25 protein-coding genes and 1 pseudogene are annotated in these 25300 nt (G+C 67.0%); 12 read left to right on the forward strand and 14 right to left on the reverse strand.

Annotation, left to right across the window (positions count from 1 at the left end; all coding sequences use genetic code 11):
- Genes RMR04_RS04610 through otnK form a run of 3 tightly spaced genes read right to left on the reverse strand, consistent with a single transcriptional unit; the run spans window position 1 to window position 2711 of the window.
- Window positions 1-750: an SDR family NAD(P)-dependent oxidoreductase gene (locus RMR04_RS04610; RefSeq protein WP_311913226.1), complete on the reverse strand. Its 750-nt coding sequence runs from the start codon at window positions 748-750 to the stop codon at window positions 1-3.
- 33 nt (window positions 751-783) lie between these two features.
- Window positions 784-1443: a class II aldolase/adducin family protein gene (locus tag RMR04_RS04615; RefSeq protein ID WP_311913228.1), complete on the reverse strand. Its 660-nt coding sequence runs from the start codon at window positions 1441-1443 to the stop codon at window positions 784-786.
- Window positions 1440-2711: a 3-oxo-tetronate kinase gene (gene otnK, locus RMR04_RS04620; RefSeq protein WP_311913229.1), complete on the reverse strand. Its 1272-nt coding sequence runs from the start codon at window positions 2709-2711 to the stop codon at window positions 1440-1442. The genes RMR04_RS04615 and otnK overlap by 4 nt, the downstream gene beginning before the upstream one ends.
- 155 nt (window positions 2712-2866) lie before the next feature.
- Here otnK and RMR04_RS04625 point away from each other — a divergent pair, with 155 nt between their 5' ends.
- From RMR04_RS04625 to RMR04_RS04635, 3 genes are read left to right on the forward strand one after another with little or no spacing between them, the layout of a single operon-like run.
- Window positions 2867-3730 (forward strand): transketolase, encoded by an 864-nt coding sequence (locus RMR04_RS04625; protein WP_311913230.1) that lies wholly within the window; start codon window positions 2867-2869, stop codon window positions 3728-3730.
- The gene (locus RMR04_RS04630) at window positions 3727-4377 is read left to right on the forward strand and encodes a transketolase family protein (RefSeq protein WP_311913232.1); all 651 of its coding nucleotides are present in this window, start codon (window positions 3727-3729) and stop codon (window positions 4375-4377) included. Before RMR04_RS04625 ends, RMR04_RS04630 begins: the two co-directional genes overlap by 4 nt.
- Entirely contained in the window at window positions 4374-4724 is a 351-nt protein-coding gene (locus tag RMR04_RS04635) for a transketolase C-terminal domain-containing protein (protein ID WP_311913233.1), read from the forward strand. Before RMR04_RS04630 ends, RMR04_RS04635 begins: the two co-directional genes overlap by 4 nt.
- Here RMR04_RS04635 and RMR04_RS04640 read toward each other — a convergent pair.
- The gene (locus RMR04_RS04640; protein WP_311913234.1) at window positions 4691-5449 is read right to left on the reverse strand and encodes a GntR family transcriptional regulator; all 759 of its coding nucleotides are present in this window, start codon (window positions 5447-5449) and stop codon (window positions 4691-4693) included. The two genes, RMR04_RS04635 and RMR04_RS04640, sit on opposite strands and share 34 nt — an antisense overlap.
- 178 nt (window positions 5450-5627) lie before the next feature.
- Between RMR04_RS04640 and RMR04_RS04645 the strand changes: the two genes are divergently transcribed.
- The 6 genes from RMR04_RS04645 (at window position 5628) to RMR04_RS04670 (ending at window position 12245) form a co-directional block, all read left to right on the forward strand.
- Window positions 5628-6734, forward strand: a complete 1107-nt coding sequence (locus RMR04_RS04645) for an ABC transporter ATP-binding protein (protein ID WP_410492198.1) — start codon at window positions 5628-5630, stop codon at window positions 6732-6734.
- A complete protein-coding gene (locus RMR04_RS04650; RefSeq protein ID WP_311913236.1) occupies window positions 6731-7600 on the forward strand; it encodes an ABC transporter permease in 870 nt (289 codons plus the stop codon). Before RMR04_RS04645 ends, RMR04_RS04650 begins: the two co-directional genes overlap by 4 nt.
- Window positions 7597-8427 carry an ABC transporter permease gene (locus RMR04_RS04655; protein WP_311913237.1) on the forward strand — a complete coding sequence of 277 codons (831 nt, stop codon included), beginning with the start codon at window positions 7597-7599 and terminating at the stop codon, window positions 8425-8427. The genes RMR04_RS04650 and RMR04_RS04655 overlap by 4 nt, the downstream gene beginning before the upstream one ends.
- Window positions 8428-8473: 46 nt before the next feature.
- Window positions 8474-9580 (forward strand): extracellular solute-binding protein, encoded by a 1107-nt coding sequence (locus RMR04_RS04660; RefSeq protein WP_311913238.1) that lies wholly within the window; start codon window positions 8474-8476, stop codon window positions 9578-9580.
- Between the two features lie 70 nt (window positions 9581-9650).
- Window positions 9651-9977 carry a N,N-dimethylformamidase alpha subunit family protein gene (locus RMR04_RS04665; protein WP_311913239.1) on the forward strand — a complete coding sequence of 109 codons (327 nt, stop codon included), beginning with the start codon at window positions 9651-9653 and terminating at the stop codon, window positions 9975-9977.
- A 15-nt stretch (window positions 9978-9992) separates the two neighbouring features.
- Window positions 9993-12245 carry a N,N-dimethylformamidase beta subunit family domain-containing protein gene (locus RMR04_RS04670; RefSeq protein WP_311913240.1) on the forward strand — a complete coding sequence of 751 codons (2253 nt, stop codon included), beginning with the start codon at window positions 9993-9995 and terminating at the stop codon, window positions 12243-12245.
- Window positions 12246-12295: 50 nt separating this feature from the next.
- On the opposite strand, the gene RMR04_RS04675 is transcribed toward RMR04_RS04670, so the two are convergent.
- The gene (locus tag RMR04_RS04675) at window positions 12296-13090 is read right to left on the reverse strand and encodes a shikimate dehydrogenase family protein (RefSeq protein WP_311913241.1); all 795 of its coding nucleotides are present in this window, start codon (window positions 13088-13090) and stop codon (window positions 12296-12298) included.
- A 61-nt stretch (window positions 13091-13151) separates the two neighbouring features.
- On the reverse strand, window positions 13152-14393 hold the full coding sequence (locus RMR04_RS04680; protein ID WP_311913242.1) for an aminotransferase class III-fold pyridoxal phosphate-dependent enzyme: 1242 nt from the start codon (window positions 14391-14393) through the stop codon (window positions 13152-13154).
- Between the two features lie 219 nt (window positions 14394-14612).
- Here RMR04_RS04680 and RMR04_RS04685 point away from each other — a divergent pair, with 219 nt between their 5' ends.
- From RMR04_RS04685 to RMR04_RS04695, 3 genes are all read left to right on the forward strand, one after another.
- The gene (locus tag RMR04_RS04685) at window positions 14613-16205 is read left to right on the forward strand and encodes an ABC transporter substrate-binding protein (RefSeq protein WP_311913244.1); all 1593 of its coding nucleotides are present in this window, start codon (window positions 14613-14615) and stop codon (window positions 16203-16205) included.
- 21 nt (window positions 16206-16226) lie between these two features.
- Window positions 16227-17243 carry an ABC transporter permease gene (locus RMR04_RS04690; RefSeq protein ID WP_311913245.1) on the forward strand — a complete coding sequence of 339 codons (1017 nt, stop codon included), beginning with the start codon at window positions 16227-16229 and terminating at the stop codon, window positions 17241-17243.
- Window positions 17244-17344: 101 nt separating this feature from the next.
- Window positions 17345-18124, forward strand: a complete 780-nt coding sequence (locus tag RMR04_RS04695; RefSeq protein ID WP_311916053.1) for an ABC transporter permease — start codon at window positions 17345-17347, stop codon at window positions 18122-18124.
- Window positions 18125-18376: 252 nt separating this feature from the next.
- On the opposite strand, the pseudogene RMR04_RS04700 reads toward RMR04_RS04695, so the two are convergent.
- The 8 genes and pseudogenes from RMR04_RS04700 to RMR04_RS04735 all read right to left on the reverse strand — a co-directional run.
- Window positions 18377-18523, reverse strand: a pseudogene (locus tag RMR04_RS04700) (IS3 family transposase); the annotation flags it as partial.
- A gap of 46 nt (window positions 18524-18569) precedes the next feature.
- Window positions 18570-19604: a Gfo/Idh/MocA family protein gene (locus RMR04_RS04705; protein ID WP_311913247.1), complete on the reverse strand. Its 1035-nt coding sequence runs from the start codon at window positions 19602-19604 to the stop codon at window positions 18570-18572.
- Entirely contained in the window at window positions 19601-20488 is an 888-nt protein-coding gene (locus tag RMR04_RS04710; RefSeq protein ID WP_311913248.1) for a sugar phosphate isomerase/epimerase family protein, read from the reverse strand. Before RMR04_RS04710 ends, RMR04_RS04705 begins: the two co-directional genes overlap by 4 nt.
- Complete coding sequence (locus RMR04_RS04715) at window positions 20485-21321, reverse strand: carbohydrate ABC transporter permease (protein ID WP_311913249.1); 837 nt, start codon at window positions 21319-21321, stop codon at window positions 20485-20487. Before RMR04_RS04715 ends, RMR04_RS04710 begins: the two co-directional genes overlap by 4 nt.
- Window positions 21318-22175: a carbohydrate ABC transporter permease gene (locus RMR04_RS04720; RefSeq protein ID WP_311913250.1), complete on the reverse strand. Its 858-nt coding sequence runs from the start codon at window positions 22173-22175 to the stop codon at window positions 21318-21320. Before RMR04_RS04720 ends, RMR04_RS04715 begins: the two co-directional genes overlap by 4 nt.
- A gap of 118 nt (window positions 22176-22293) precedes the next feature.
- Window positions 22294-23526, reverse strand: coding sequence for an ABC transporter substrate-binding protein (locus RMR04_RS04725; RefSeq protein ID WP_311913251.1), 1233 nt, complete (start codon window positions 23524-23526; stop codon window positions 22294-22296).
- Window positions 23499-24485: an alpha/beta hydrolase gene (locus tag RMR04_RS04730; protein ID WP_311913252.1), complete on the reverse strand. Its 987-nt coding sequence runs from the start codon at window positions 24483-24485 to the stop codon at window positions 23499-23501. Before RMR04_RS04730 ends, RMR04_RS04725 begins: the two co-directional genes overlap by 28 nt.
- Window positions 24485-25063, reverse strand: a complete 579-nt coding sequence (locus RMR04_RS04735) for a GntR family transcriptional regulator (protein ID WP_311913253.1) — start codon at window positions 25061-25063, stop codon at window positions 24485-24487. Before RMR04_RS04735 ends, RMR04_RS04730 begins: the two co-directional genes overlap by 1 nt.
- Window positions 25064-25300 lie beyond the last annotated feature (237 nt).

A 25300-nucleotide genomic window follows, 5' to 3' on the forward strand; every position in this document is an offset into this window, starting at 1 on the left:
TCAGCTCGCGCCAAATCCTTCCGGCAGCCTCGGCGTGCGCAACCCGGCCGTCTCGCCGCCATCGACCGTCAATACGGCGCCGTTGACATAGCTCGCCTTGTCCGAGAGCAGCCATTCGACGACGTCGGCGACCTCGCCGGGGTCACCGAGGCGACCGGCGGGAATGCGCAATTCGAGCTGCCGCAGCCGCAGCGGGTCGGCCAGCACCTTGGACATCATCCGGGTCGCGATCTGTCCGGGGCAGATCGCGTTGAAGCGGACCTCCTCGCCGAATTCGAGCGCCAGCGCCTGCGTCATCGCGATCAAGGCGGCCTTGGAGGCGCAGTAGACAGCCAACCCCTCCTCGCCGAGCTTGCCCGCGACGGAGGCGACATTGACAACCGCACCCTTGCCCGCGCGCAGGCCCGCCAGCGCATGGCGCGTGAACAGGAAGGCGCTGCGGGCATTGGCGTTCATCACGGCGTCCCAATCCTCGAGGGTTGCCTCCGCGAAGACCATGCGCCGTCCGAGCCCAGCATTGTTGACCAAGCCGGCAAGGCGGCCGCCGCCATGGTCGAGGGCGGCATCGACGACGCGCCGGCAGTCCTGCTCGCTCGTCACATCACCGGGAACGAAATGCGCGCCGGGCACCTGCGCCGCCAGCTCTTCGCCCGCCGCGACGTCGCGGCCGGTGAAGACGACGCCGCGTGGCCCCAGACGCTCGACGCAGGCCCGGCCGATGCCATGGGTACCGCCCGTGACGATAATCATCTCATCCCTCCAGACATCGGTGAAACCTCGCGCTCAGTTGCTCGACAGGCGGCCGCGCCCGTAATCGGCATAGCGTCCGAGCACGGCGTCCATCTCGTCCCGGGTAAGATGGACGATCTCGCCGGCCTGGCGCGCGAGCAGCAACTGCCGCGCCAGCATTTCGAGCTTGACCGTGCGCGCGAAGGCCTGCGCCAGTGTGGAGCCGATGCAGACCATGCCGTGATTGGCCATCAGGCAGGCGCTGTGGCCCGCCAACGACGCCACGACGCCTTCGGCAAGCGCGGTCGTGCCGAACGGCGCATAGGGCGCGCAGGGGACCTCGTGCCCGCCGAAAGCCGCCACCATGTAGTGGAACGGCGGCATCGGGCGGCGCAGGCAGGACAGCGCGACGCAAGCATCGGGATGAGCGTGGATCACGGCCTGGGCGAGCCCGGCTGCGTAGATTCCGCCATGGATCGCCCATTCGCTGGACGGCGTGCCCTGCGATAGCGCTGTGCCGTCGAATCGCGACAGCACGAAATCATCCGGCGCCACTGTCGCGCCATCGGCGCCTGTCGGGCTGATCAGCATGACGTCGCCCAGGCGCAGGCTGATATTGCCGGCATTGCCGAGGCTCAGGCCCGATCCCTCGATCTTCCGGTAGATTTTGCATAGCTCGACGCGGGCATCGGCCTCCAAGATCGCGGCAGTCACGGCTGCTCTCCTTGTTCCATGCTCGCGAGCATCGGCAGCAACATGTCCTCGGGGCCGAGCTTGCCCGATTTGAGGCAGAAGGCGAGCGGCGTTTCCCCCTCCGACAGGGCCTGCGAGATGCCCGGGGCGCGGTAGGCGCCGGCGCGTAGTGAGCGGATCGCGAGGCGATCCAGTACGGCCCCCGAGGTCTCGCCGCCCGCGATCAGGAAGCGCCGCACGCCCTGTGCCCGCAGCGCCTGCGCCAATTTCGACAAGATCTCCTCGGCGAGCGAGGCGGCGCGACGCTGGCCAAGCCTGACTTGCACGGCCGCGACCGCGTCGGGTTCGGCGGACGTCGCGATCGCGACGGGGCCGTCGGCGAGGCGGGGCAGGGCCCAGGCGAGCGCCTCGGCCACTGTCGTATCGGCGTCACCGACGGCGGCGAGGTCGAGCCTCAGCACCGGGCGATCCTGGCCGAAGACTTCGAGCTGCCGCATGGTCTTCTCGGCGCAACTGCCGGCGAGCACGACGCCTGGCCCCGGGATGGGCGGCAGGCGTGGCACGTCGACAGCGGGATGGACGAGCCCGCGCTCACGCCACAGCGCCGGATAATACGCGGCAATCGAGGAGTTGCCGGTCATCAGCGGCCAGTCCACTGTCAGCGCCGCCAGCGCCGCGAGATCGTCGGGCACCGCGGTGTCGGCGAGCGCGAAGCCGATGCCATCGGCAATCAGCTGTTCGCAATGGCGGGTCATCGCCTCCAGCCCGGCGCGCACGATCTGCTGCGGAATCAATCCGACCGGTGTCGTCGTCTGCTGCTGCAGCACACGCACGAGGTTGGGATCGGTCATCGGCGTCAGTGGATCGTGCCGTTTCGGCGATTCCGAGATCAGCCTGTCGTCGGCGAAGAGATGGCCCTGGAAGACGCGCCGCCCGGCTTCCGGGAAGGACGGGCAGAACGCAGCAAGCCGGCTGCCGGTCAGTTGGCGCAGCGCATCGGCGCAATTGCCGATATTGCCATGGGGCGTGGAATCGAAGGTCGCGCAGTATTTGAAGAAGAGCTGCCGCGCCCCGCGCTCGATCAGCCAGGCACCGACGCGGCTGATATCGGCCACTGCCAAAGCGGGCTCGGCGACGCGCGTGCGCCTTGCCACGACGATGGCCGGATCGCTCACGGTGTCGGGCAGTTCGGTGACGAAAGCGCAGGGCACGCCGCCGGCCCGGATCATCGCGGCCAATTCGAGACCGCCGGTCAGGTCGTCGGCGACCGCACCAAACACGAGACTCATCGCCGTTCTCTCCCTAGACGGAATTCGAATATATCATATACTCGCTGCGGTCTATGGGCTGCACAAGCCCTGACTGGGCAAGTTCCTGACTGGGCAAGTCCTTGACTGAGCAAGTTCCTGACTGGGAGAGACGAGATGCGTCAGGCGAAGACACAATGAGCGGCGGTGCCGAGCGGCAGCCGGCGCTGCGCATCCGCGATCCCCAGGAACTCGCCGAGATCGCCTTGCAGCTGCGACGCAAGGTGATCGAGCTCGTCGCGCCGACCGGGCAGGGCTATGTCCAGCAGGGTCTCGGCGCGGCCGATCTGTTCGCGGTGCTCTATTTCGCCGAATTGCGGCTGGATCCCGCCGATCCCGACTGGCTGGCGCGCGACCGGCTCCTGCTCTCGACGGCGCACAACACGGCGATCTTCTATGCGACGCTGGCGCAGCGCGGGCTCGTGCCGGCCGCTGACATCGGTGCTTATTGCAAGGACGGCTCGCCCTTCGAGGTGAATGCGTCGGAGCGGGTCGGGACCGTCGTCGAGGCGACATGCGGCTCGCTGGGGCAGGGCCTGTCGGTGGCCATCGGCATGGCGCTGGCGGCCCGTCGGCGCGGCGATGCCAGCCGCGTCTATGTCATCCTGGGCGATGGCGAGCTTCAGGAAGGACAGGTCTGGGAGGCGGCCCTGCTCGCCGGCAGCCTCGGCCTCGACAATCTCTGCCTGCTCATCGACGACAACCGCATGCAGGTCGAAGGCCATGTCGACGGCGTGGTCAAGCTCGAACCGATCGCCGGCAAGTTTGCGAGCTTCGGCTGGGCGCAGGAGGTGGTGGACGGCCACGATATTCCTGCCCTGCTCGGGGCGCTCGACCGGGCCCGCGCGACGCCCGCCCGTCCGACCTGCCTCGTCGTGCGCACCCTGCCGGGCAAGGGCGTACCGATGCTCGAAGGCATTTTGGCGCATAATCTGAAGCTGCCCGCCGATGTCGCCACTGCTGCGATGGCGGCTTTGTCCAACTTAAGGGACGTGCCATGACATCCATGACCCCAGACACACTGACGGTCCAGGATTTCAACCAGCGCGGCGCGGCGGCCGCACCCAGCCGCAAGTTCTATGGCGAAACGCTGCTCGAGCTGGCGCGGCAGGACCCGAGAATCGTCTGCCTGACTGCCGACCTTACGCTGCCGACCGAGACGGATCTGTTCCGCGACGCGCTGCCGGAGCGCTTCCTGCAGGTCGGCATCGCCGAGGCCAACATGATCGGCATCGCCGGGGGCATGGCGCGCAGCGGCGAGATCCCCTTCGTGCATTCCTTCTGCGTCTTCGCCACGCGCCGCTGCTACGACCAGATCGCCATGCAGGTCGCCTATCCCAGGCTGAACGTAAAGATCGTTGGCGTCATCCCGGGGCTGACCACATTGCTGGGCGTCTCTCACCAGGCGATCGACGACATCGCGCTGATGCGGTCGCTGCCGAACATGACCGTGATCGAGCCGAGCAGCCCCGCCGCGGTTCCCGCCGCCGTCCGGGCCGCCGCTGCCCATGACGGCCCGGTCTATCTCCGGCTGAAGCGCGCGGACGGCACCGAGACTGCGCTTGGCCCCGACGAGTGGTCGCTTCCGATCGGCGTGGCCCGCATGCTGCGCCAGCCGGGGAGGGGCTGCTCCTCGCCTGCGGCATGATGGTCGAGCAGGCGCTGCGGGCGGCCGATCTCCTGGCCGCGGAGGGCATCGCGGTCGGCGTCGTCGACGTGCCGACCCTGAAGCCGCTCGACCCGCGCATCGCGACGATGGCCCAGGGCATGCGGGCGGTCGTGACCTGCGAGAACCATTCGATCATCGGCGGCCTGGGCAGCGCGGTTGCCGAGCAGCTCATGGAGGCGGGCGTCCGCACGGGCTTTGGCCGCATCGGCGTGCGCGACGTCTTCGCCGAGGGCGGCACGACGCCCTATCTGTTCGCGCGCTATGGGCTGGACGCCGAGGCGATCGCGCAGGCCTATCGCGAGGCGCGCGGGCGCGGCTCGGTCTGAGGGCCGGCCTCGCGGGCGAGATTGCGGGTATCGCCGCCCGATTCCAGCAGCTTGACCAGTTTCTCGCCGCCCTGGATCATGTCGGTCTGCACGGCGTCGCGCACGCCCGCTCCGTCGCGGTCGCGCAGGCGCTCGAGGATGCGTAAGTGCTCGTGCGGCCCCGGATAGGTCGGCCGCGCATGAGGATAATGATAGTTCAGCAGCGGGCCGTTGCGCATCCAGATGTCGTCGAGGAGCGCGAGCAGCTCCGGCATGTCGGCGGCTTCATAGAGCCGGTGATGGAAGCGCCAGTTCGCGCGCACGGCGTCCGACCAGCGTCCCTCGTTCTCGGCTGCCGCGAGTTCGGCGTGCAGGGCGGTCATCTGGGCGATGCCCTCGTCGTCGATCCGGGCGGTCGCGCGTTCGGCCGCCAGCCCCTCGAGGAACAGCCTGATCGTCCTCAGCTCCAGATACTGGGCGAGCGACATATGGGCGACGATGATCGAGCGACCGTCGATCAGTTCGAGCGCGCGCGCCCGCACCAACTGCATCAACGCCTCGCGGATCGGCGTCTCGGAGACGTGCATCGAGGCTGCGAGTTCGCGGATCTTGAAGCGGTGGCCCGGCCAGAACCGGCCCTCCATCAAAGCGAGGCGCAGATTGTTGTAGACGATGCGCGTCAGGCTATCGCGCGCGACCGGTCCTATCGCGCCACCCTGCAGGAAGTTGTCGTCGGCGCTCGCCACTTTTGTCCCGTCTCCCGTCGCTTTCGCCGATCCTTGCAGCCTTAGAGCAAATCGGCGCGGTTCGAAATGCGCAAAACGAGGCAGAGAAGGGCTTCATCGCCGACCCCGCCCTTGTGGTCTGAAACCTGCTTGCCAAGATGGATATATCAAATATTCTGTGTGGCGATAAGGGGAACGCATGGTGCAGCCGGTCGAGCTATCCAGCCGATCCGTGGGGATCGGGATCCGCGGAATCGTCAAGCGATTCGGAGCGGTGACGGCTGTCGATGGGGTCTCGCTTGCGGTCGAGCCGGGCGAATTCCTGGCGCTGCTGGGCCCGTCCGGCTCCGGCAAGACAACCATCCTGATGGCGATCGCCGGCTTCGAATATCCTGACGAGGGCCAGATCCTGGTCGGTGGCGAGGACGTGACCTGGACGCCGCCCTATCAGCGCAATCTCGGCATGGTCTTCCAGAAATACACCCTGTTTCCGCATATGAGCGTGCTGGAGAACATCGCCTTCCCGCTCAAGATGCGCGGCGTCGGCCGGGCCGAGCGCGAGGAGCGGGCGCGGACCGCGCTCGCCACCGTCCGGCTTGACGGCTTCGGCGAGCGCAAGCCGTCCCAGCTTTCGGGCGGCCAGCAGCAGCGCGTCGCGATCGCCCGCGCTATCGTCTACAAGCCGCGCGTGCTGCTGATGGACGAGCCGCTCTCGGCGCTCGACAAGAACCTCCGCGAGGAGATGCAGATCGAGACCAAGCAATTGCAGCGCGAGATCGGCGTCACCGTCGTCTTCGTGACGCATGACCAGACCGAGGCCCTGACCATGGCCGATCGCGTCGCGGTGCTCGATCATGGCCGATTGCAGCAGATCGGCACGCCCCACAATCTCTATGAGGCGCCAAAGAGCGCCTTCGTCGCCGGCTTCATCGGCGAGACCAATTTCTGGCAGGGCGTGGCGCGTGGTGCGGCAGCGGCGGGCGGCTCCGTGTCGGTCGAACTGACCGAGGGCGCCGTGGTCGAGGCGACAGCCGTCGATGCCGTAACTGAGCGGGCAAAACTCCGCGTTGCGATCCGGCCGGAACGCCTGAGCCTGACGGCACCCGAGCAGGGGCTGCTCACGGCGCGCGTGCAGCAGGAAATCTACGCCGGCAACGCGACGACGCTGCTCCTGAGCACGCCGAACGGGCAGAGCCTGAAGCTACGCCTGCCGGCCGGCAGCGCAATGCCGAGCCCGGCGATCGGCGACCTCGTCGGCCTGCGCTGGGCGCCGCAGGACGCGCGCGCTTTTGGGGCCGCCGCATGAGCGCGCGGCCGCATCGCTGGCTTCTCGGCGGGCGCCATTACAGCCGTGTCGCCAGCCTCGCGCTGGCGGCACCGTTCCTCGTTCTCGCCTTCGTGACCTTCCTGCTGCCGCTAGGCTCGCTGCTGCATGAGAGCCTGTTCCTGCCGACGCCGACGCTGGCGCATTACGAGCGCGCGCTCACGGCGCCGGTCTATCTGCGCGTCATGCTGCGCACCCTGCGCATCGCGGCGATCGTGACCGTGCTGGCGTTGCTGCTGGCCTGGCCGCTGGCCGTGGTGATGGCGCGCAGCACCGGGCTCAAGCTCGCGATCCTCGTCGCTTCGGTTCTGCTGCCGCTCTGGACCTCGGTGCTGGTGCGCACCTATGCCTGGATGGTGCTGCTGCAGAAGAACGGCGTCATCAACCAGATGCTGATGGCTTCGGGCCTGGTCGATGAGCCGCTCAAGCTGCTCTACACCGAGACGGCGGTGGTGATCGCGATGAGCCATGTCCTGCTGCCCTTCATGGTGCTGCCGATCTATTCCGCGCTGCGCGGCATCCCCGACGATTACAGCCGGGCGGCGCAGATGCTCGGCGCCTCGGAATGGGCGACGTTCAGGGAGGTGATCTTCCCGCTCTCCCTGCCGGGGGTGACCTCGGGCTGCCTGATGGTTTTCCTGCTGGCGCTTGGCTTCTTCGTCACCCCTGCGCTGATCGGCGGGCCGCAGCAGATGATGATCGCGACGCTGGTCTCCCAGCAGGTCCGCGAGATGCTCGACTGGTCCTTCGCCGGCGCGCTGGTCGGCGTGATGCTCGCCTTCGTGCTGCTGCTCGCGTTGATCTTCAAGCGCGCCGTGCGGCTCGACCGTTTCGTGGGGTCGGCATGAGCGCGCCCCGACGGACCGGCTCTCCGCGCCATGCAGGCCGCGCCATGCTCGGTGCGGCGGCCTATGCCGTCACGATCTTCCTGCTGCTGCCGACGCTCGTGATCGCACCGATGTCGGTGGGCCCCGAGCGCTATCTGCGCTTTCCGCCGAACGGTTTTTCGCTGCGCTGGTATGCCGAGTATTTCGCCGATCCCGACTGGGTGAACGCGACGCTGTTCAGCCTGGAAGCCGGCGTCATCGCGACGCTGGCAGCGACCGTGATCGGCACGATGCTGGCGCTGGCGCTCGTCCGCGGCCGCCTGCCCGGCAAGGGGCTGATCGAACTGCTGGTGATCGGGCCCGTCATCGTGCCGCATATCGCTCTGGCCGTGGCGATGTTCCTCGTCTTCGAGCAGCTGCGCCTGACCGGCACGCTGCTCGGTTTCGCCATGGCGCACACCATCCTGGCGCTGCCCTTCGTCGTCTTCACCGTGCTGGCGGCGCTTTACCGATTCGACGCCGATCTGGAGCGCGCTGCTGTGTCGTGCGGAGCAAGTCCGCTGCGCACCTTCCGCCATGTCACGCTGCCGTTGATCGCGCCGGGCGTCGTGTCGGCGGCACTGTTTGCCTTCATCATCTCCTTCGACGAGGCGGTGGTGTCGTTCTTCATTTCGAACCTCGACCGCAAGACGCTGCCGCGCAAGATGTTCGAGGACATCGACTACAACATCTCGCCGACGCTGGCGGCGGTCGCGACCATGCTGACGCTCCTGACCGTCGCCGCGCTGGTTGGCAGCCACTTCGTCAAAAGCCGCCTCGACCGGCGCACGCGATCGGCCGAGCCATGACAGCCGTCTCATTGGTCCAAACACAACAGAAGGGGAGCATCGCGCTATGAGCATCGACAGCAAGACTTCGACGACGACACGACGCCAAGCGACCAGACGCCAAGCAACTCGGCGCGACGTGCTCGCGGGAGCCCTGGCGGCGACGAGCTTCGCGATTGGCGGCCGCGCCCTGGCCCAGTCGAAGGAGGTCATCATCGCCACGACCGGCGGCCTGATGGAGCGCAGCCTGCAGGAGCATTTCTACAAGCGCTTCGAGGCCGAGACCGGCATCAAAGTGCGCTCGGTGCCGATCGAACTCCCCGACCAGTGGGCCCGGGCCCGCGCCGGGCAGCGCAGCGGCAACATTCCCTTCGACGTCGTCACGGCGACGCCGCCGGACCTGATCCAGCATGCCGATCTGATCGAGCCGATCGACTGCGCCGGCCTGCCGGGCATCGTGGCCCATGCGCTGCCCAATGGCTGTTTTCCGCGCGGCATCATCCGGACGGCCGGCGGCATGGCGCTGACCTGGAGCAAGAAGGCGTTCCCCAATGGCGGGCCGCAATCCTGGACCGATTTCTTCGACGTCGCGAAGTTCCCCGGGCCGCGCTCGCTGCCCGATACGGGCGACCGCGAATGGTGGGTGCCGCTGGCAGCATTGCTGGCCGACGAAGTTGCGCCCGACAAGGCGTTCCCCATGGATGTCGACCGCGCCTACAGGAAGCTCGACGCGCTCAAGCCCCATATCGCGGCCTGGTGGAAGAGCGGCGACAACGCGATGCAGATCATGCGCGGCGGCGATGCCGTGATGATGATGGTCTATTCGAGCCGCTCGGTCCCGCTCGCCAAGAGCGGCGAGTTCGACTTCACCTGGAACCAGGCCATCCGCGACGTCGGCAACTGGGCCGTGCTCAAGGGCAGCCCCAATGTCCAGAACGGCGTAAAATTCCTCGACTTCTTCGTGCAGGACGGCAAGGAGCATGTTGCTTTCAGCGAGAAGGTCTCGTTCGATTCCAACAACCGCGAGGCGCCTGGTCTCGTGCCGCCGGAGGAACGGCGGTTCCGGCCGTCATGGCCCGATAACTGGTCGAAACTCGTCATCGCCGATTACGACTGGATCGCCGCCAACCGCAACGCCCTGCGCGAGCGCTGGGTCACCTGGCTGACGAAGTAAGCCCGATCGCCATCCTGCCGGCGCCGCCCGAGCGGCGCCGGCTATCCCGTTCGGCAGGAATGAAGCCCGCATGCTCGTCAATTATCCCGAGGCCGCGCATTGGCAGGTCGATCCGTCCCGGCAGGATCTGGTCGACGAGATGCGCGCCCGCCCGCGCGGCCCCCACAGCCATGACCTGCAGCGGCTGCTGCACCGCATGCGCTGGACCGGCGTCGGCAAGCGCCACGTCCTGATCACGCTCGATCCCGGGCGGCGCTGGATGCTGGCCCGCCTGCCGGGGCAGCGTGGCGCTCCGGTCGAGACCTTCCCCAACCGCGTGTTCACGAGCCTCATCGAGGCCGAATGGGCCGTCTTCGCCATGCGCTGGGAAGCGCTGACGGGACAGAAGCTCGACTGAAGGACTGCCTGCATCATGAGAGATACCACCGCCGTCCTTGGCTATGCCTGGCCGCTCGTCGTTTCGCCGGGCGAGACCGTGACCTTTCACCTGTCCAGCCCGACGCTCGATGCGGCCCAGGCCCGCATCGTCCGGGTGCGCTGTGCCGATCCCGACCCGGACGGCCCGGGCCTGAAGCTGAGTGAGCCCGGCAGCGCCATCGACGGCCGGGTCGCGCTGCGCGACCAGCCGATCCATCCCGGCTCGGCCGCGATCATCGCCGACAGGCCCGCGCTGACCGCGGCAAGCCTGGCGGCCGGCTGCTTCATCTACCCGACGGCCCCGCTTGCCGGTGCCCAGACCGTGATGTCGCGCTGGCGCGCCGATCTCGGCCAGGGCTGGCGCCTGGGGCTCGACCAGGCTGGGCATCTCGTCTTCGAGGCCGCCAGCGCGGCCGGCACTGCGACCATCACCTCCGCCAGGCCGGTGCTCGAGCGCGAATGGGTTTTCGTCGGCGCGAGCTATGACGCCGCCAGCGGCGTGATCACGCTGATCCAGCGCAGCCTGGACTCAGCTGGCGGGCGCGACAGCAGCAGTGTCACGACCGGCCAGGCTCCGGTAGGCCTGGCCTGGCCCACTGAGACCGCGCTCGTCTTCGCTGCGCACGCTCTTGAGGGTGGCGCGGACCCGCTCACGGGCGGCCATTTCGACGGCAAGATCGATCGGCCGCGCCTGTTTCGCGAGCCCTTGTCCGAAGAGACCTTGCGGCGGGCCTGCGAGACGCTGGCGCCGTCGCCTGCCGATCCCACGCTGGTCGGCGCCTGGGATTTTTCGCAGGAGATGGCCAGCGACCGGGTGCGCGACCTTTCGACCAACCGGCTCGACGGCCAACTCCGGCACATGCCCATGCGCGCCATCGCCGGCGCCAACTGGGACGGCTCGGTGGTGCAATGGACGGAGCGGCCCGAGCTTTATGGCGCGATCCATTTCCACAGCGACGACATGGCCGATTGCGGCTGGCAGCCCGATCTGACGCTCGACGTTCCCTCAGACTGGCGCAGCGGTTTCTACGCGCTGAAGCTGACCGCCCGCGAAGACAGCGACGATCCCGTCGAAAGCTATGTCTCCTTCTTCGTGCGGGCTCCCCTCGGCCAGGCGAAGGCCAAGCTCGCTCTGGTGGCGACGACGGCGACCTTCCTCGCCTATGCCAACAGCGCGCTGCGGCTCGATCAGGTCCATGCCGAGGCCATGCTGGAGGGCGTCATCGCGCTCTCCCGCGACGACGTCTACATCCAGGAGCACCGCGAACTCGGTCTCTCGACCTACGACACCCATAGCGACGGCAGCGGCTGGTGCTACTCCACCGCCAAGCGCCCGATCCTCAACATGCGGCCGCTCGGCAACACCTTCAACTACGTCAACGACACGCACATCATCGACTGGCTGGAGGAGCTCGGCTTCGACCACGACGTGATCACCGATTGCGACATCGACCGGCATGGCGCGCAGCTGCTGGAGGCCTATGACTGCGTGATCACGCCGTCGCATCCCGAATACTACAGCCGCAACATGATCGACGCCTTCGACGCCTATCAGCGCGGCGGCGGCCGGCACATCTATCTCGGCGGCAACGGCTTCTACTGGCGCATCGCCTGGCATCCGACGGAGCCCTTCCAGATGGAGATCCGCCGCGGCATGAGTGGCTTGCGCACCTGGGAGGGCGAACCTGGCGAGAACGGCCTGTCCTTCACCGGCGAGCCCTCGGGCCTCTGGCGCACTCATGGGCGGCCGCCGCAGCGCCTCGTCGGTGTCGGCTTCGACGCCCAGGTCTTCACACGCTCCTACCCCTACGAATGGCTTGAGGATGCGCGTGACCCGCGCGTGGCCTGGCTGGTCGAAGGCGTCGATCTGGCAAAGCCGCTCGGCGATTTCGGACTACGCGGCGGCGGGGCGGCCGGGCTCGAGGTCGATCGTGTCGAGCCGACTTTGGGCTCGCCGCCGCATCTCCTGCGTCTGGCGACGGCCGATCGGCTCGACTATGGCGGTGTACCGACGCTGGAGGAGCTGCGGACGTTGCATCGCGGCACGATGGGCGATCAGAACGCGCTCGTGCGCGCCGATATCGCCTTCTTCCCGACCGCGGCCGGCGGCGCGGTGTTCGCGACCGGCTCGATCGCCTGGTGCTGCGCGCTGACCTGCAACGGCTATGACAACTCGGTCAGCCGCGTGACGGGAAATGTCCTGCGTCGTTTCCTGGACCCGGCGCCTTTCGAGGGCTTCGACGACTGAACCGGGGCGGCCGGGAAACCGGCCACTCGCTCCTGCGGGCGGTCGATGGCTCAGGCCAGGCTGACGAGATCGGACGCCGCACGCAACTGGGCCAGGAGCATCGCCTTGCCGGGAACCGTTCTGCAGCCGCGTGCGGCGGCGGTCGCGAGAAACGGCGTGACCTCCGGTGTCATGACGACTTCAGCCGCGATCGCGCCCGGAGGAAGGCGGGAGGCATCGAGCGGCAGCGCATCGCCATCTCTCATGCCGAGCGAGGTGGTGTTGATCGCGATGTCGCAGGCGGCGGCATCGGGCTCGCTGACAGCGATGCGGCAGGCGGGATAGGCACGATTGACCGCGGCAGCGAGTTCGCGCGCCTTGTCCGCAGACCGATTCACAATGGTCAATTCCCCGGCACCCGCCTCGGCCATAGCAAAGGCGATCGCGCGGCCTGCGCCGCCGGCCCCCGCCTGCAGCACCCGGGCTCCCCGGATCTCGACGCCGGCCGCGATCAACCCGCCGACGAAGCCGAGACCGTCGACATTGTCACCGTGCAGGCTGCCGTCAGGGTTGCGACGCACGAAATTGACCGCGCCCACCAGCCGCCCACGCTCGCCGACGGAATCGAGGAGGTCGAGGACGGCGATCTTGTGGGGGATCGTGACGCCGAACCCGGCGACGTTGCGCAGGATTCGTAGCGTCGCGAGAACCTTGGACAGGTCAGCCGGAGCGACGTGGAGAGGGGAGACAGCCGCATCGATGCCGCGCCCGGCGAAATGCTCGTTGAGCAGTGTCGAGCCGATGATATGGGCAACCGGGTCACCCAGAATGAACAGGATACGCGTCTTGCCGGAGATGCGGGTCATGCAAGGCTTTCAGGCAAGGACGGCTTTCAAGCAAGCGAGTCTTTCGGGCAAGCGGTCGGGCTCAGGCGGCGGCGCGGCTGCCCGCCGCGACCGCCGCCAGGGCCGTGTCGGCTACCGCCAGCGCCTCGTCGATCTCCGCCTCGCCATGGGCGGCGGACAGGAACATGTTATGGCGCGGGTGGAAATAGACCCCGCGCGCCAGTGCCGTCTGGCAGAACAGATTGCCCTTGGCGAAATCGGCGTCGTCCTCGAACAGGATCAAGGGCATCTGCACCGGGCCGCTCTGGCGCAGGGCGACTCCGTGGCGTGCGGCCGATGCGTCGATCCCGTCGCGCAGGCGCGTCCCCATCGCCTCCAGCCGCGCGACGATGTTGTCGCGGCGCAGCACGGTGAGCGTCGCCACGGCGGCTGCCATCGGCACCGCGGCGCACCAGAACGAGCCTGTCACGAAGACCTGCGAGGCCGCCTGGCGCAGCCAGTCCCGGCCGGTGACGGCGGCAAGCGCGTGGCCATTGGCGATGGACTTGCTCCAGGCCGCGAGATCGGGCCTGACACTGAGGCGCTCCCAGCTGCCAGCGAGATCGAGCCGGAAGCCGGCCCGGACCTCGTCGAGGATGAGCGCGGCGCCCGTCTCGTCGCAGACGGCGCGCGCGGCGGTGGCGAAACCCTGTGTCGGCAGTTCCTGGTCGCGCGCGAGGTCATGGCGATAGGCCGAGACGATGACGCCGGCCAGGTCGTCGCCGGCCTCGGTTGCGGCCGCGCGCAGGCTCTCGGCATCGTTGAAATCGTAGTAGAGGATATGGGCGCGATCCTCCGAGGTCACGCCGAGGACCGAGGGCGAGCACCACGGCACGGCGCCGTGATAGGCGCCGCGTGCCGCCAGCAGCTTGCGCCGCCCGGTGCCGGCGCGCGCGATGGTCGCGCAGCTCGTGGTGGCGTCGGTGCCGTTCTTCTGGAACTGCGTCCAGTCGGCATGCGCGACCGTATCGACAAGGAGTTCGGCGAGCTCGACCATTACCTCGGCGGGGCCGTTCATGCAGTCGCCCAGGCGGGCCTGGCGCTCGGCCGCAGCCTCGACCTCGGGATGATGGTGGCCGAGAAGATTGGGGCCCCAGCTGCACATGAAGTCCAGATATGAGCGCCCGTCCACGTCCCAGAGCCGGCAGCCCTCGGCGCGTGCAAAGAACTGGGGATAGCCTTCCGGCAGCCTGTTGGCGTGGAGATGTCCCCACATGCCGCCCGGAACCACACGCAGCGCCCGATCCCGCAGCGCCGCATCGACGGAATTCTTGATCTCGGACATGGCTATCCTCCGATGCGGATATATCATATAGTACGCTTGGCTTGGCAAGGGGTTTTGCGTATGCGGGACGGTCTCCGCAATGATGGCGAAAAAGGCCACGCTCCCGAGGCCAGTTCGACAGCGGCACGCCGGAGCGGCGTGGCAAACGACATGCCGAGGACGGGGCCCTGTGCGCAGCGCCGGAGTCCTGAGGAATCAACAAGGAGAGGGGATCACATCATGCGGGCAGGACAGATGAAGGCGGCCTTGGCGCTCGGTATTGCCGTATCGCTGGCGGGGCCGGTGTCGCCGATACGGGCCGCCGATACACGCCCGCTCGTCGTGGCCAGGAACATGGACATCACCTCGCTCGATCCGGCGCGATCATTCTGCGACACCTGTCAAATCTACCTGTCGGCGGTCTATCAGACATTGGTCACGCTGGCCGCCGACAACAGGACGCTTGCGCCCAACCTTGCCACCTCCTGGGAAGTCAGCCCCGACCAGACGCGCTTCGTTTTCAAGCTGGCGCCCAACGCCGTCTTCTCCGATGGCGCGCCGGTCACCTCGGCCGATGTCGCCTGGTCGCTGACACGGCTGAAGAACATGAAGTCGGATGCGTCGTTCCTGATGGAGGCCCTGACTGCGGTCGAGACGCCTGACGACAAGACTGTCGTGCTGCGCACGGCGCAGCCCAATTCCGAGTTCCTGAACATGCTGGCTTCGTCCTATGCCGGCATCATCAACCGTAAGGTCGCGGAGGCCAACGGCGCGGTGGGCGGGGAGAATGCCAGCACGGTCGACCAGGCCGACAACTGGTTCTTCGCCAATTCGGCCGGCAGCGGCCCCTACAAGCTCGCGCTCTATCGCAATGGCGACCAGCTGCGCCTGGTCTCGAACGACAAGTTCTGGGGCGCGGCGCCGAAGGTCGCCGAGGTCATCATCAAGCAGGTGCCCGACGCGGTGGCGCAACTGCAGATGCTGCAGACAGGCGGCGCCGATGTGGCGATGCAGATCGATCCCGATACGGCCGCCTCGGTCAAGGATCCAAACCTCGTGCTCGATACCGTGCCGAGCTATAACTTCATCTACCTGGCGCTGGGCGTCGGCGCCAAAGACAACACGGTTCCGCTGACCAGGCCTGTCCGCGAAGCGATCGCGGCGGCGATCGACTATCAGGGGCTGATCGACTTCACCGTCGGTGGCAAGGGCCGGCCGCAGCCGGTCGCGATCCCCAACGGCTTCCCCGGCACCACCGACCTGCCGATACCCAAGCAGGATCTCGCACTCGCCAAGGCCAAGCTGGCCGAGGTCGGGCAGCCCAACGGCTTCACGATGAAATCGGCCTATCCGGCGGTCAATTCCTACGGCGTCGATCTCTCGCTGATGATGCAGAAGCTGCAGCAGGATCTCGGCCGCGTCGGCATCAAGCTCGAGCTTGAGCCGATAACCTTCGCGGTCTGGCGCGAGCGCATCGCCAAGGACGGCATCCCGATCACCGCGTCCTATTATGCGCCCGACTATTTCGGCACGGTGCAATATGTCCAGTTCTTTTCGATGATGAGCACGAGCTCCTGGGTCAAACGCTCCCATGCCGACAAGGTGCAGGGCGTGGTCAACGAGAAGGAAGGCGAACTCCTCAAGCAGGCGCTGGCCGCCACACCGACTGAGGCCGAGCGGATCTATCGCGAGATCGCGCTCGAGATGATCGGCGACAAGGTCATCATCCCCGTCGTCAGCCCGGATCTGATCCTGGCCTCGCGCAAGGGCGTGACCGGTGTGCGCTACAGCGCCTGCTGCAATCTCGCGCTCAGTCAGGTCGGGCGGCAATAGCGCGCCTGGCCGGCAGAGCCGATGCTCAAAGTTGCGCTGCAACGACTGGCGATGATGCCGTTCCTCCTGCTCGGCATCGTCACAGTCGCCTTTTTCCTCTCGCAGTTCACCAAGGGCGACCCGCTGGTCGCCCTGATCGGCGAACGGCAGATGAACAATCCCGTCATCGTCGCCGCCGCCAAGGAGCGCTGGGGCCTCGATCGGCCCCTAGTCGAGCGCTACGTCGTCTATGTCCGCAACCTGCTGCATGGCGACATGGGCACCTCGTTCCGCACGCGCCAGCCCGTGGCAAGCGATCTGGCCCAGCGGCTGCCGGCGACGCTGGAACTCGTCGTCGCCGCGGTGCTGCTCGGCGGCAGCGTCGGCGTCGTCCTCGGCATCCTGGCGGCGAAATTCCGCGATGGGCCCGGCGACACGGCCATCCGCATTTTTGCACTCGTTGGCTCGTCGGTACCGATGTTCTGGCTCGGGCTGATCGCTCTCTTCATCTTCTTCGCCACGCTGGGCTGGTCGCCAGGGCCCGGCCGGCTCGACACGCGCTCCCTGCCGCCGCCCTTCGTGACCGGCTTCTTCACGATCGACGCAGGCCTCGCCGGGCAAGGGCGCACGCTGCGCGAGGCGCTCGCCCATCTCGTGCTGCCGGCCCTGATGCTGGGCTGGACGGTGGTGGGCATCGTCGCCCGTCTAGTGCGCGCGAGCATGATCGAGGTGCTGTCGCAGGATTACATTCTGGTCGCGCGCGCCAAGGGGGCGGGCGAGGGCCGTGTCCTGCTGACGCACGCACTGCGCAACGCGCTGATGCCGACCTTGACGATCCTGGGCTTCACCTTCGCCTATCTGATCACCGGGGCCGTCCTGACCGAGACGATCTTCTCATGGCCCGGCATCGGCTCCTACGCGGTCGAGGCCGCGCGCCAGCTCGATTATCCCGCCATCATCGGCGTCACGATCATCGGTGGCGCCGCCTTCCTGCTGACCAACCTGGTGACCGACATCGCCTATGCCTTCGTCGATCCGCGCCTGAGGGATCGCCGGTGAGCGCAGCCCTTCCCGAAGCGGCGGCGGTTGCGCGCCGAGGCCGCCTGCGCCGGCTCGCTGCGCTGCTCGATCCGCGCGCCGGTCCCGCGCGCTGGCCGGTCCTGATCGCGCTCGTGACGATCCTCGCATGGGTCGTCGTCGGCGCGACCATCGATCTGTGGACGCCTTACGATCCGGTCGCCCTGGCCGGCCGCCGCCTGCAGCCGCCGAGCGCCGGCCACTGGCTCGGCACCGACGCGCTGGGACGCGACGTGCTGGTGCGCACGCTCTACGGCGTGCGCTTCTCCTTGCCGGTGGCGGTTGGCGTCCTGGTCACGGCGGTCGCGATCGGATGCTTTCTGGGCGCTCTTGCGGGCTATTTCGGCGGCGTCCTGGACGGCGCGCTGATGCGGCTTGCCGATGTGACGCTGTCCTTCCCGCCCATGCTTCTGGCCATGGCGATCGCCGCCTCGCTCGGGCCTGGACTGTTCAATGCCGGCCTGGCGATGGTCATTGTCTGGTGGCCGATCTATGCCCGGCTGATGCGGGCGCAGGTGCTCTCGGTCCGCTCGCTCGAGCATGTCGACGCGGCCGTGGCGATGGGCGCCTCATCCCCGCGCATCCTCATCCGGCACGTGCTGCCGCTGTGCTGGACGCCGATCCTGGTCAACGCCACGGTCGATATCAGCCAGGTCATACTGCTCGTCGCGGGCCTGAGCTTCATCGGCCTCGGCGCCCGCCCGCCGACCCCGGAATGGGGCCAGATGATCGCCGAGGGCGCCACGAACTTCTACAACTGGTGGATCGCCGCAGGGCCGGGCCTTGCGATCCTCTCACTCTCGCTCGCCTTCAGTTTCATCGGCGATGGCCTGCGCGACCTGCTCGACCCGCGCTCACGGTGATCGGGGGCGTCCAGCGTGGGGGTCATGCGCTTGCGGGGCGACGGCGTCTGTTGCATCGCCGTCGACAGGTCCGAGGTGTCTTGAAGCTACCAGGGAGGAGTTCGAGAACGCTCCGGCAATGGATTTTGCCAACCGCGAACAATCCGAAGCCGCAAAACAGGGCCACGCCTCATTTCCGAATTTGCATCCAATGGAGCCCGCTTCATGGCTGCGGTCCAATCCACATGATGAGGGCCGGCATTGGCCGATTGTGTTGCAGGACCTCTCGATAAAGTCGAACGCATCCGCCTCGGCGGCGTCCCGGGTCCGGTAGAGCTTGCTTCTGATCCGCTCCGTTTTCAGGAGTGAAAAGAAGCTCTCCATGGTGGCGTTGTCCCATTGCGGACCTGATCGGGCCAGCTCGGGCCGAACGCGAATGCCCTCGCTTCCAGAACTGACGTTGCGCCTATTCAGAAGCCGCGATGGTCCGTTCGAGCAGGGCCATGGCTGCGGCGCCATCCGCTGCGTTCGGTGCCGCGGTGGTTTCGCCCCGCGCGGCCCGGACGAAGTCGCCGAGCAGGGCGTGATAGCCCTTGTGATCTTCATTGGCCGCGGCCGTGAAATTTGGCTCCCAGACCAGCGTATCCTGCCCGTCGATCAGGCTCGCCTCGGGTTTCGAGACCTTGAAGGGCGGATTGCGGAAATAACGGACCTCGTGGAGGTTGCGCACCTCGACGCGGGCATGATCACCCATGACCTGCCACCATTCCATCGGCGTGCCACGCGATTGGTGCGTACCCATAACGAGCGTGCCGATGCCGCCATTGGCGAAGCGGAAATCGACATGGAGCAGCAGCTTGCCCGGCGCCAATTCGTGCCGCCTTGCGCCGACCGAGGCGACCTGCCCCATCAAATGCGGCACCAGATCGAAATAATGCACGCAATGATGCAGATAAAAGCCGGAATAGTCCGGATCCTTGGCGAAATAGCTTGGCGCGGTCATGTACTGCCCGAGGAAGCTCGCCGTTTCCCCGAACTCCGTCGAGCCGATGACATTCGCCGCGATGCGATTGGCCGTCGAGTAGCGCTTCATGAAGCCAAGCACGACCGGTACCTTGCGTCGCGCCGCGGCTTCAGCCAGCTCGGCGGCCTGCTTGGCCGTCGGCGCCGGCGGTTTCTCGATGAAAAGCGGCAGGCCGCGCACGATCGCGGCGAGCCCGATCTCGTGATGCAGGCCGGGGCCGACGGCAAGCCCGACGGCGTCGAGATCATCGCGCGCGAGCAGGTCGCGCCAGTCGCGCAGACGGCTGGCCTCGGAGACGCCATAGCGCCGGCCGGTTGCGTTCAGCCGCGCTTCATCCGTGTCGCAGAGCGCGACGACTTCCACATCATGCCGCGTCAATTGCGGCAGCAGCATCTCGTTGGCATGGGTGCCGCAGCCGACCCAACCGATACGCAATGCGCCTGTCTTGGGAAATGCGCCTGTCTTGGAACCTGTCATGCCGTCCTCCCGGCGAAGGCGAGCGCGGCCTTGAGGAAGGCGATGCTGGCGGCCAGCGGCTCGTCCTCGTTTTCTGTCGGCGCGCGCCATTGGGCGAGCGGCGTGCCGGCCCGCTCATCGCTGCGCCGGAAGGGTTCGAGCACGATCGGCCCGCGATAGGCGACGTCGCGCAGGGCTCGTGTGATCGCGGGCCAGTCGATATGGCCGGAGCCGACGAAGCCGCGGTTGTTCTCGTTGGCCTGGAAATGCACGAGCTTCGATCCGGCTCTGCGAATGGCATCAGTGAGATCGAATTCCTCCATGTTCATATGGAAGGTGTCGAGCATTACGCCGACAGCGGAGCTGCCGACGCGCTCGACGATTTCGAGCGCGTGGCGGGTCGTGTTGCAGATATCGGTCTCGAAGCGGTTGAGCGGTTCGACGCCGAGCTGGATGCCGGAATCGGCGGCGCGCCGGCCGGCTTGCGCGAGCCCCGCGACGATGGCGTCGATGCGGCGTTTGCGTTCGCTCGCATCGACGGGGGCGGGCGCCCGACCAGCGAAGACCAGCGGAGCGCCATAGAGTGGGCCGCCGACGATGGTCGCGCCCAAGGCGGCGGCGATATCGACGCAAGCGTCCAGATAGGCGATGCCGGCCTTGTGAGCGCCGATCTCGGCGCTGGCGAGGTCGCGGGTGAGATTGACCCGGGCGGCCAGCACGCAGGACAGGCCGGCGTCCCTGATTGCCGCGCGGGTCTCGGCGAGGTCGAGCTCACCCGGCTCGGGAACCAGGAGCTCGACGACATCGGCTCCGGCCCGTTTGATCCGCTGGAAGCAGTCGAAATGCTCGCGCGCGAAGGGCCGCGCATAGAACATCGAGATGACCCCGATGGAATTCGTCATCATGATTTCACCGCTCCGGCCGTGAGTCCGCCCACGAGCCGCCTTTGCACGAGGAGAAAGAGGAAGGTCACCGGCAGCGCGATCAACGTGCCGCCGGCCGTGAGAAGGCCCCACTGGATGGTGAATTCACCGATGAAGAGCTGCAGCGCGACCGTGACGGTGCGCACTGCCTGGCCCGAGAGCATCATGGCGAAGAGATATTCGTTCCAGGAGGTGATGAAGATGTAGATGCCGGCCGTCGCGACGCCGGGCATCACCAGGGGCAGGATGATCAGTCGGATGGTCTGTAAGCGGCTGGCGCCGTCGATCGTCGCGGCCTCGTCGAGATCCTTGGGGATCGCGTTGAAATAGCTCGTCAGCATCCAGATCGCGAAGGGGATCGCGAAGGTCGAATGGCCCAGGATAACGCCGAGGAAACTGTCGATCAGACCGAGCCGCCGCATCATCAGGAAGAGCGGGATGATCAGCAGCACGACCGGGAACATGTTGATGACCAGGAAGCCGGTGAGCAGCATCTGCCGACCGCGAAAGCGGAAGCGCGAGAAGGCATAGGCCGCCGGAATGCTGACGCCGAGGCCGAGCAGGCTGGCGCCGATCGCGATGATCAGGCTGTTGCCCAGGCTGCTGGCAAAACTCGTGCGCGCGATTAGGTCGTTGTAATGCTGCAGCGTTGCCTGGCGCGGCCAGTAGTTCAGCGGCCAGGCCGAGAGTTCGACTTGGGGCTTCAGCGAGGTCAGGATCATCCAGGCGTAAGGGCCAAGCGCAAACAGGACGATCAGCAGGACGGGAAGCTCGACCTCCAGCACGCGCCGGGCATAAGAGCGGCGTTCGATCATGTCTCGATGCCCCGCGCCGCGCGCCTGACATAAAGCACGACGACCGCCAGCAGCATCGCGGTCAGGATCAGCGCCAGCGCCGCGCCATAGCCGAATTCCATGCTGCTCGAAGCGCGCAGGAAGGCGTAGAGCGGCAAGGTATGCGTGGCATAGCCCGGCCCGCCGCCGGTCATCACCAGGATGACGTCGAGCGAATTCGCCACCCAGATCGTGCGCAGCAGCAGCGCGGTCGCGATCACGTCGGCGATGGCGGGCAGGGTCACGTAGAACAATTGCTGGCGCGCCGTGGCGCCGTCGATCTCGGCCGCCTCGTAGAGTTCAGCCGGCACGGTCTGCAGTCCCGCGAGGATCGTTACAGCGAAGAACGGAAAGCCCTGCCAGATCAGCGCCAGCATGATGGCGTAGAGCGCGGTATCGGGCCGCGCCAGCCAGGCGATCGGCGCCGCAATCAGGCCAAGACGCAAGGCGATGTCGTTGATGATGCCGAGGTTGAAGTCGTACATCCAGGTCCACATCAGCCCGATGATGACGCTCGGCAGCGCCCAGGGGATGATGACGAGCGACCGCGCCAAGCCGCGCCACCAGAAGCTCTGATTGAGCAGCAGGGCCGCGACGAGCCCAAGCAGGAACTGCAGCCCGACGACGCCGGTGATCCAGACGAAGGATTGACTGAGGGAGATCCAGAAGACCTCGTCGCGGGCGATCCTGGCGAAGTTGCCGAGCCCGACGAAGCGGGCATTGTCAGGGTCGTAGAGCAGGTAGTCCTGCAGGCTGAGCCAGGCCGTCTGCGCGACGGGGACGAGCACGACGCCTGCCGTGATCAGAATGGCTGGGAGCAGGAACCAGAATGGCATCGAGCCGCGCCCAAGGGGCGGCCTGCCTCTGTCCGTGGTGGTAAGCGAAGCCACGATGCGAACCTGTCGAAACGAGGGCAAGGGGCGGGGGCCGGCCGTCCGGTCGCCGCCAGTCGCGTCAGCCATGGAAATGCTGCTCGATCGCACGCATCATTTCGTCGGGCTGGATCTGGCCGAGCAGCGCCCTTTGCATGTTGGCCGGCCAGATCCGGGCGATGAAGTCCGGCGTCTTCGGCGAATCCGGCAATGACGCTGCAAAGGGCAGCGAGGCGGCGCTGGCGTCGACGAAGCGCTTGGGATGCAGCGTCCAGTCCTTTGCCGCCGAGGACGCGATCGGCAATTGTCCGGTGAATTTGTTGAGCACCACGTTGTTCTCCGCGGTGGAGAGGAAGGCGCACCATTTGAAGGCGGCCTCGCGCGCCTTGCTGACGGCGAAGACGGCGTTGGATTCGTCGCCGAAATAGGTCCAGCCCTTGCCGTCCGGGCCACGTGGCACCGGCACGGCCGAGACCTTGTCGGCGAGCACGCCGACGATTTCGTTCGCCGAGCCGACATGGTGGATGGTCATGGCGGTGCGGCCCGCCTTGAAGCTGTCGACGATCTGCCGGAAGCTGTCGGTCGGGGCTGAGGCTGGCACGACCTTGTCCTTGAGCGTGAGATCGACGAACCAGCGATTGGCAGCGAGCGCTTTTTCGCTGAGCATGCCGCCCTTGTCGAAGCTGGCGCCGCCGCCGAGCACGAACGGCCCCCAATGGTCGAAGCCGCCGCTGCCGCCGCGCAGGCCGAAGCCCGAGACGTCGGCCTTGGTCAATGCCTTGGCCGCGCTACGGAAATCCTCGAAGGTCGCGGGCGGTTTCAGGCCCGCCTGCTCGAACAGATCCTGCCGGTAGTAGAGATAGAGCACGACATATTGCAGCGGCAGGTAATATTGCTTGCCGTCGGCGCCCTTGTTGAGCTTCCAAATGTTGTCGGCGATGTCGCTGCGCCCGGCCCAGCCGGCGATCAGGTCGTCGATCGGTGCAAGCGCCTTCATCTGCTGGAAGCGCGCGGCCCAGGACAGGCGGACCATGGCGCAATCGGGACCGTTGCCTGCGACGAGCGCAGCGAAGAGGCGGGTCTGGTAGTCGTTGCCGCCACCCCAGGGAATGCTCTCGGCCTGAACCTTGATACCGGGATTCTCGGCTTCGAACTTGGCGACGAGTTCAGCTGGCGAATGCTGCGGATTGTCGAAATGATACCACCAGCGCACGGTCGTTGCGCCCTGAGCGATGGCGGGGCGGGCGAGAGGGGCGGTAAGCGGGATGGACAGTGCGCTTGCGCCCGCTAACTTGATGAAAGTCCTGCGTTCCATGGTTGGTTTCCTCCGGTTTTTTTATCGTTGAGGTGGTCGGCAAGGTAGCGACCGCCGGCCGTGAGCATGGCGGCGGCCGCAGTGAGTTCCCGGCTCATGCGCAGGCAGCCATGCACGACGCCGGGAACGTGGTCGAAACGGAAGGGCACCCCGGCTTCGCTGAGGCGCCGCGCTAGCTCGATCGTGTCGTCGCGCAGCGGATCGAGCCCCGCGGCGGAGAGATAGAGCGGTGGCAGGTCCGTGAGATTCGACCGGACGGGAGCGGCTAGGCTCAGCGTTCCATCGGGCTCGCCGCCGAGAAAATTGTTCCAATACCAGCGCATGTTCGCGCTGGTGAGCAGGTAGTCACCGCCGCCGAAGGCCGCATGGCTCGGTGTCGAGAAATCGGGCTCGTAGCAGCCATAGAACAGCGCTGCGGCCGAGAGGGACGGCAGGCCTTCGTCGCGCCGGCGCAACAGCGCCGCAAGCGCCAGATTGGCGCCGGCGGAATCGCCTGCCACGGCGATTCCGCCGGCGGGAATGGCTTTGCCCAGGCCGCCCTGCTCCACGAAGGCGATGGCGGCTATGAGATCGTCGAGCGGCGCGGGGAAGGGGTGTTCGGGCGCGAGCCTGTAATCGACGCCGAGGACAGCGCAGCCCGCTGCGACCGCGAGATGGCGCATGGTGCCGTCGTGGGTCTCGACCGAGCCGAAGGTCCAGCCACCGCCATGGGCATAGACGATGACGGCGGACACCGGTGCGGCTTCGGGTTGATAAAGCCTCGCGCGCATGGCGGTGCCCGCGGTGGGAATGGCAAGATCGCGCGCCGGGATGGCTGGAGCGCCTTCGTTCCAGGGTCGTGCCGCGGCATCGACGGTCGCGCGCGCCGCGGCGATCGGCGCCGTGCGGAAATCGAAGGCCGGACCGGTGCGCATGCGCTCCAGAATCGCCTCCATCTGTGGATCGATCCAGGGCTGCATCAGGCTTCTCCGTCGCGCAGGACGATGGTGTCGATGTGCTCTGCGATCGCCCGCGACAAGCCGCCACCGTCACGGGCCTCGAGCAATGCAAACAGCGCCCGATGGCGAGCGGCTGTCTCGACCAGCGGGCGGCGATGCCCCGGCGCCCAGAGCTTCGAGCGATGCGAATGCAGCGTGCAGCGGGTCAGGATCTGTTCGAGCGCGTCCAGCCCGGAGAGCCGGAAGATGGTCAGGTGGAAAGCCATGTCCAGCGCGATCAGGGCATATTCGTCGCCGGCGGCGGCGGCCGCGTCCATATCGGTCTGGATGGCGTGCAGACGCTCCAAATTGCCGCTATCGACATGCTGCACCGCCCGCAATGCGCCGCGGAGTTCGATGCGGCGACGCAAGGCCAGAATTTCCTCCGCCTCCTCGGGGTCGAGCCGGGTGACCATGGTGCCGCGATGGCCGGAGCGGGTGACGAGCCCGTCCTCCTGCAGGCGGAAGAGGGCTTCACGGATCGTGCCCTGGCTGCAGCCATGCTCGCGCGCCATGCCGAGTTCGGTCAAAGCGCTCTCGGGGCGCAGATCATTGATCATGATCTGTCGCTTCAGCGACTCGTAGACCACGTCGCGTGGCCTTGGGATCTGGCTGGGAAGGGATGCATTCATCAATATCGATAATGATAATTGTATCTTCGATGTCAAGCGGCTTGCAAGCTGCAGTCAGCGGGGAGGGGCCTGCCGCGCAGGGCGGGAAACGGGCTTCAGCCGGCGAAGGCGGGAGCGTCGGGTTCCGGGCAGCAAGCCTAAGGGCGAGAGCGGTCTTGGCCCTCT

Source organism: Bosea sp. 685 (assembly GCF_031884435.1).
Taxonomy (GTDB): domain Bacteria; phylum Pseudomonadota; class Alphaproteobacteria; order Rhizobiales; family Beijerinckiaceae; genus Allobosea.